Here is a 4,707-nt window from a genome sequence, read left to right as displayed (position 1 = left end):
AGATGTGTATAAGAGACAGCCCCTTCTCGTGGAGCCGATGCCTACTTGACGAGCGCGGGCAGCGTCTTGCGGCTGGTCAGCACCTGGTCGATGAGACCGTACTCGAGGGCCTCGTCAGCGGACAGGATCTTGTCGCGGTCGATGTCCTTGTTGACCTGCTCGACCGAGCGGTTGGAGTGCTTCGCGAGCGTCTCCTCCAGCCAGCTGCGCATGCGCATGATCTCGTTCGCCTGGATCTCGATGTCGGACGCCTGGCCCTGACCGGCCTGGCCAACGGCCGGCTGGTGGATGAGGATGCGGGCGTTCGGCAGCGCGAGCCGCTTGCCGGGGGTGCCGGCGGCGGTGAGCACGGCGGCGGCCGAGGCGGCCTGGCCGAGCACGACCGTCTGGATCTGCGGGCGGATGTACTGCATCGTGTCGTAGATCGCCGTCATCGCGGTGAACGAGCCACCGGGCGAGTTGATGTACATGACGATGTCGCGGTCGGGGTCCTGGCTCTCGAGCACGAGCAGCTGGGCCATGATGTCGTCCGCCGAGGCGTCGTCGACCTGCACGCCGAGGAAGATGATGCGGTCCTCGAACAGCTTCGCGTACGGGTCCTGGCGCTTGTAGCCGTAGGCCGTGCGCTCCTCGAAGCTGGGCAGGATGTAGCGGGAGCCGGGCGCCTGGAGGCCGCCAGCGGCCTGACCGCCGAGCATGGGGATGTTCATTGTGGTTGTCCTTGTCCTTCCGGCGGTGGGCTCTACTTGTCCTGCTCGGTTCCGCCGCCGCCGGCCACGTCGAGCGCCGACTCGCGGATGTGGTCCACGAAGCCGTACTCGAGCGCCTCCTGCGCGGTGAACCAGCGGTCGCGGTCGCCGTCGGCGTTGATCTGCTCGACGGACTTGCCGGTCGCGTTCGCGGTGATCTCGGCGAGCCGCTTCTTCATGTCGAGGATGAGCTGGGCCTGCGTCTGGATGTCGCTCGCGGTTCCGCCGAAGCCGCCGTGCGGCTGGTGCAGCAGGACGCGCGCGTTCGGGGTGATGTAGCGCTTGCCCTTGGTGCCGGCGGTGAGCAGCAGCTGGCCCATCGAGGCCGCCATGCCGATGCCGACCGTGACGATGTCGTTCGGCACGAACTGCATGGTGTCGTAGATCGCCATGCCGGCCGTGATCGAGCCGCCGGGCGAGTTGATGTAGAGGTAGATGTCGCGCTTCGGGTCCTCGGCGGCCAGGAGCAGCAGCTTCGCGGCGATCTCGTTGGCGTTCTCGTCACGCACCTCGGATCCGAGCCAGATGATGCGGTCTCTCAGAAGTCTGTCGAAAACACTGGGCTGGGGGGCAGCCATGTCGGCCATGTTCGCTCCGTTTCCTTGTCGCTTGGAATCGAATCTATCGGAGCACCGGCGCCGTTTCGCCGCTGTTCGCCCTCGGCAGAGAGCGCGCCATCACGCGTCCTCGAGCTCGGCCGCGTAGGCGATCACCGAGCGCTGATACCGGGGCAGATGCCGGGCCAGCGCGGTGAGCACCTCGCGCAGCGCCTCCGCGTGGAGGCCCTGGTCGAACAGGGCGAGCGCAGCGAAGGCGTGCGCCGCGTCGGCCAGCTCGTGGTCGGGATTCTCGGCCAGCAGGTCGCGCAGCAGCTCCAGCGTCTCGTCCTGCCGGCCGAGGTTGCGGATCGTACTGGCGAGCTGGATCACCGCCTGCGACCGGTAGGGCTCGCCAAGGCCTTCTGCCAGCGCCTGCCGGTAGAGCGGCTCGGCCTCCTCCTCACGGCCGGCGGAGTCGTGCTCCCCCGCCTCCTCGAACAGTGCGATCGGGTCGTGCGCCATCGTGGTCCCCTCTCATCGGTGCCTGGTCCGCATACGCAGAAGGGCCGGACACCTCATGGTGCCCGGCCCTCCCGTCATGGACGTCTTACTCCTCGTCCGCCTTCTTCTTGCGGGAGGTCGACTTCTTCTTCGGCTTCTCCTCGGCGGCGGCCTCCTCGGCGGGGGCCTCGGCCTCGGCGGCCTCGGTCGCGGCGGCAGCAGCCTCCTCGTCACCGGCCTCGTCCTCACCGGGGACCGCGACGAACTCGCTGAGGTCGACGGTCTTGCCGTCGGTGTCGACGACCTTCACCTTGCCGAGGATGATCGCGAGCGCCTTATTGCGGGCGACCTCGCCGACCATCGACGGGATCTGGCCGTTCTCGCTGAGGATCTTCACGAACTCGTTCGGGTCCATGCCGTACTGCGCGGCACCCTGCACGAGGTACTGCGTGAGCTCGTCCTGGCTGACCTTCACGTCCTCCTGCTGCGCGACCTCGTCGAGGAGGATCTGCGTGCGGAAGGTCTTCTCGCTCGACTCCTTGACCTCGGCGCGGTGCACGTCGTCCTCGAGGCGGTTCTCCTGCTCGAGGTGACGGTGCACCTCATCCTCGACGAGCTGCTCCGGGACGGGGATCTCGACCAGCTCGAGCAGCTTGTCGACCAGCTGGTCGCGCGCCGCGGTGCCCTGGCCGAACGACTTGGCCCGCTCCACCTGGGTGCGGAGGCTGTCGCGCAGCTCGGCGATGGTGTCGAACTCGGACGAGATCTGCGCGAACTCGTCGTCGGCCTCCGGGAGCTCGCGCTCCTTCACGGCGTTCAGGGTGACGGTGATCTGCGCGTTCTCACCCTCGTGGTCACCGCCCATGAGCGGGGCCTCGAAGGTGGTGGTCTCGCCGGCGGTCAGCGTGTCGAGCGCCTCGTCGATGCCCTCGATGAGCTCGCCGGAGCCGATCTCGTAGGAGATGTTCGCGGCGGTGTCGACCTCCTCGCCGCCGATGGTGGCGACCAGGTCGATCTGCGCGAAGTCGCCGGTCTTGGCCGGGCGGTCGACGGTCACGAGCGTGCCGAAGCGGCTGCGCAGGCGGTCGAGCTCCTCCTCCACGTCGCCGTCGGCCACCTCGGCCGCGTCGACGGTGAGGGTGATGTCGTCGAACGACGGGAGGGTGACCTCCGGGCGCACGTCGACCTCGATGGTCAGCTGCAGGTCGCCCGAGAAGTCCTTCTCGTCCGGCCACTCGGTGATGTCGGCCTCGGGGCGGCCGAGGGGACGCACGTCGTTCTCCTCGATGGCACGGCGGTAGAACCCGTCGAGACCCTCGTTGACCGCGTGCTCCAGGACGGCGGCCTTGCCGACCCGCTGGTCGATGATGGGCGGCGGCACCTTGCCCTTGCGGAAACCGGGGATGGTCACCTGCTCGGCGATGTGCTCGTACGCGTGGGCGATGGACGGCTTCAGCTCCTCCGGCGTCACCGCGATGGTGAGCTTGGCGCGGGTGGGGCTGAGCTTCTCGACCGTGGTCTTCACGATGTCTGGGTTCTCCTGGGTCTGCGGACGATGGTCTTCTCGCAAGGAACGAGGTCCTCGTCGGGGCGACAGGATTCGAACCTGCGACCTCCCGCTCCCAAAGCGGGCGCTCTAGCCAAGCTGAGCTACGCCCCGGCTTCGACGGTGCGAAAGACCACGGAAGAGTCTACTGCACCCGGCCGACCCCCGCCGTGTACTACGATGGTCGTCGGTCGTCCGCCAGGACGCGCCTCGGGGATGTAGCTCAATGGTAGAGCCTCAGTCTTCCAAACTGATTACGCGGGTTCGATTCCCGTCATCCCCTCTTCACGGTCGTTCAGCCCTTGACCGGCACTCGCTCGCGTCGCTCTCTGGTTGCCTGGTTCCATGCGCAGCGCGACCGCCTGCTCGTCGAAGGCGGGTCCCTGTCCTCTGTTCTGACGCTGCTGGTGGTCGCGCCGAACCCTACTCGTTCCCCACCTTCTTATCCGCCGCATCCCGCGCCCCGTCGATCTTGTCCTCGTACTTGCCGCCGGTGACCTTGTTCGCGGCGCCGGCGACGCCGTCGAGGAGCTTGTCGCTGATGTCCTCGGCCTGTTCGGAGTTCAGGGCGTTCTTGACCTTGTCGTCGTTCAGGAACTCCTGCGCCTTCTTGGTGATGTCGTCGAAACCGGCCATGTCTCCTCCTCGGGTGCCGTTGATGGGTTCGCCGCCATCCAACACCGGGGCGCATCCGAGAGCTAGAGCTGCAGGTAGGCCAGCACCGCCAGCACCCGGCGGTGGTCGTCGCCGGAGTCCTCGAGACCGAGCTTCAGGAAGATGGAGGTCACGTTCTTCTCCACCGCGCCGACGCCGATGAACAGCCGGGAGGCGATGGCGGCGTTCGTGCGGCCCTCCGCCATCAGGGTCAGCACCTCCCGCTCGCGCGGTGTCAGCGCGGCCAAAGGGTCGGTGCGGCGAGTGAGCAGTTCGCGGACGACCTGCGGGTCGAGCACCGTACCGCCGGCGGCGACGCGGGTGATGGCGTCCCGGAGTTCGTCGAGCGAGGCGATGCGGTCCTTGAGGAGGTAGCCGGTGCCGCCACGACCGCCCGCGAGAAGCTCCTGCGCGTAGGTGCCTTCCACGTACTGACTGAGCAGGAGCACACCTAGGCGCGGGTGTTCGGCACGCAACCGCAGCGCGGCGCGCACGCCCTCGTCGCGGAAGGTGGGCGGCATGCGGACGTCGAGGACGGCGACATCGGGGTCGAGGTCGGGCAGCGCCTCCAGCAGGGAGTCCGCATCCCCGAAGGCGCCGACGGTGTCGAAGCCGGCCTCGTCGAAGAGCCGGATGAGACCCTCGCGGAGCAGGACCGAGTCGTCGGCGACCACGAGGCGCAGGGGGCGGGAGTCCGTCACCCCTCCAGCCTAGGGGC

General features: G+C 68.0%; 6 protein-coding genes and 2 tRNA genes. 1 reads left to right on the top strand and 7 read right to left on the bottom strand.

The genetic code is table 11. The features are described 5' to 3' along the window. Positions 1-41: 41 nt before the first annotated feature. From ACR9ZG_RS18090 to ACR9ZG_RS18070, 5 genes are all read right to left on the bottom strand, one after another. Positions 42-710, bottom strand: a complete 669-nt coding sequence (locus ACR9ZG_RS18090) for an ATP-dependent Clp protease proteolytic subunit (RefSeq protein WP_481286234.1) — start codon at positions 708-710, stop codon at positions 42-44. A gap of 32 nt (positions 711-742) precedes the next feature. Further along, positions 743-1,336, bottom strand: coding sequence for an ATP-dependent Clp protease proteolytic subunit (locus ACR9ZG_RS18085; RefSeq protein ID WP_481286233.1), 594 nt, complete (start codon positions 1,334-1,336; stop codon positions 743-745). 90 nt (positions 1,337-1,426) lie between these two features. After that, complete coding sequence (locus ACR9ZG_RS18080; RefSeq protein ID WP_481286232.1) at positions 1,427-1,810, bottom strand: tetratricopeptide repeat protein; 384 nt, start codon at positions 1,808-1,810, stop codon at positions 1,427-1,429. Between the two features lie 85 nt (positions 1,811-1,895). Then, the gene (tig, locus tag ACR9ZG_RS18075) at positions 1,896-3,314 is read right to left on the bottom strand and encodes a trigger factor (RefSeq protein WP_481286231.1); all 1,419 of its coding nucleotides are present in this window, start codon (positions 3,312-3,314) and stop codon (positions 1,896-1,898) included. Positions 3,315-3,374: 60 nt separating this feature from the next. Further along, a tRNA-Pro gene (locus tag ACR9ZG_RS18070) sits at positions 3,375-3,449 on the bottom strand. A gap of 98 nt (positions 3,450-3,547) precedes the next feature. Between ACR9ZG_RS18070 and ACR9ZG_RS18065 the strand changes: the two genes are divergently transcribed. Then, positions 3,548-3,618, top strand: a tRNA-Gly gene (locus ACR9ZG_RS18065). A gap of 140 nt (positions 3,619-3,758) precedes the next feature. On the opposite strand, the gene ACR9ZG_RS18060 is transcribed toward ACR9ZG_RS18065, so the two are convergent. Both ACR9ZG_RS18060 and ACR9ZG_RS18055 read right to left on the bottom strand, forming a co-directional pair. Then, a complete protein-coding gene (locus ACR9ZG_RS18060; protein WP_481286230.1) occupies positions 3,759-3,971 on the bottom strand; it encodes an antitoxin in 213 nt (70 codons plus the stop codon). Positions 3,972-4,033: 62 nt separating this feature from the next. Next, complete coding sequence (locus ACR9ZG_RS18055; RefSeq protein WP_481286229.1) at positions 4,034-4,690, bottom strand: response regulator transcription factor; 657 nt, start codon at positions 4,688-4,690, stop codon at positions 4,034-4,036. Positions 4,691-4,707 lie beyond the last annotated feature (17 nt).

This window comes from Leifsonia sp. KNZ12-8B (assembly GCF_056755495.1).
This window is presented reverse-complemented; position numbering and strand designations above follow the sequence as displayed.